1 protein-coding gene is annotated in these 1,250 nt (G+C 71.9%); it reads left to right on the top strand.

Translation table 11 applies throughout. The features are described 5' to 3' along the window. Positions 1-1,250, top strand: a 1,250-nt coding sequence (locus D9R14_RS22650; RefSeq protein ID WP_121625933.1) for a 4-aminobutyrate--2-oxoglutarate transaminase, incomplete at both ends; no start/stop codon positions are given.

Genomic DNA, 1,250 nt, shown 5'->3' with positions numbered 1-1,250 from the left:
GAGCTTGAGGCGCGCAGGCGGCAGGCGGTTTCGCGCGCGGTCGGGGTCACCACCGAGATCTACGCCGCCCGCGCCGAGAATGCCGAGATCTGGGACGCGGAAGGGCGCCGCTACATCGATTTCGCCGCCGGCATCGCCGTGGTGAACACCGGCCACCGCCACCCCAAGGTGCTCGCCGCGGTGCGCGACCAGCTCGACCGCTTCACCCACACCTGCCACCAGGTGGTGCCCTATGAGAGCTATGTGCATCTCGCCGAGCGGCTGAACGCGGCGGTACCGGGCGACTTCGCCAAGAAGACCGTGTTCGTGACCACCGGCGCGGAGGCGACCGAGAACGCGGTGAAGATCGCCCGCGCCGCGACGGGGCGCGCGGCGGTGATCGCCTTTGCCGGCGGCTTCCACGGCCGCACCTTCATGGGCATGTCCATGACCGGCAAGGTGGTGCCCTACAAGGCCGGCTTCGGGCCGATGATGCCGGAGGTCTACCACCTGCCGTTCCCGGTGGCGCTGCACGGCGTGACGGAAGAGGACGCGCTGGCGGCGCTCGACCGCCTGTTCAAGGCGGACGTGGACCCGGCGCGGGTGGCCGCGTTCATCGTCGAGCCGGTGCAGGGGGAGGGCGGCTTCTACGAGGCGCCGGCCGCGTTCCTGAAGGAATTGCGGGCGATCGCCGACCGCCACGGCATCGTGCTGATCGCCGACGAGGTGCAGACCGGCTTCGCCCGCACCGGGCGCCTGTTCGCCATGGAGCGCACCGGCGTCACGGCCGATCTCACCACAATGGCGAAGGGGCTGGGCGGCGGCTTTCCCATCGCCGCGGTGACGGGCCGGGCGGACCTGATGGACGCTCCCGGCGCCGGCGGGCTCGGCGGCACCTATGGCGGCAATCCGCTGGCGGTGGCGGCATCCCACGCGGTGCTCGACGTGATCGCGGAGGAGGGATTGTGCGCGCGGGCCGAGGCGCTGGGGGCGCGCCTCAAGCAGCGGCTGCATTCGCTGGCCGGGGCGGTGCCGCAGATCGCCGACATCCGCGGGCCGGGCTTCATGAACGCGGTGGAGTTCACCCATCCGGGCGCGGGGACGACGGCGGCCGACTTCACCACTGCGGTGCGCCAGCGCGCGCTCGCCAAGGGGCTGATCCTGCTGTCGTGCGGCGTCTACGGCAACGTGATCCGCTTCCTGGCGCCGCTGACGATCCCCGACGCGGTGTTCGGCGAGGCGCTCGACATCATCGAGGCCAGCCTGCGCGA

Source organism: Xanthobacter tagetidis (assembly GCF_003667445.1).
GTDB classification, from domain to species: Bacteria; Pseudomonadota; Alphaproteobacteria; order Rhizobiales; family Xanthobacteraceae; genus Xanthobacter; species Xanthobacter tagetidis.
The sequence above is the reverse complement of the archived record's forward strand: the minus strand, read 5'-3'. Positions and strand labels throughout refer to the sequence as shown.